Below are 249 nucleotides of genomic sequence, written 5' to 3' on the forward strand. Positions count from 1 at the left end.
GAAAGGAGTTTTGTCGCGAAGGCGAGGCCCCCCGGGGCCCGCCGCTGCCGCAGGGCGAATCCTCGCAGGCGGAAGAGCGCGTCGCCCGGATTCTCGCGCACGAGGAGGGCCGCGAGGGCGAGCGGCGTCGTCAGCCCGAGAAGCGCGCCGGCCGCCGCCCCGAAGCCGTGCGCCGCCAGGATCCAGGCGAAGACCGCGCTCCCGGCGGCGCTGCCGATCACGAAGCCCGCCCGGGACGCCGCGCTGGTG

The 249-nt window shown here is 76.7% G+C and carries 1 protein-coding gene; it reads right to left on the minus strand.

Annotation, left to right across the window (positions count from 1 at the left end; genetic code table 11):
- Nucleotides 1-221 (minus strand): hypothetical protein (locus L3N51_RS12455; RefSeq protein WP_238027527.1); only part of this gene is annotated, 221 nt, incomplete at its 3' end.
- Nucleotides 222-249 lie beyond the last annotated feature (28 nt).

Origin of the sequence: Metallosphaera javensis (ex Hofmann et al. 2022), assembly GCF_022064045.1 — an archaeon.
GTDB classification, from domain to species: Archaea; Thermoproteota; Thermoprotei_A; order Sulfolobales; family Sulfolobaceae; genus Metallosphaera; species Metallosphaera javensis.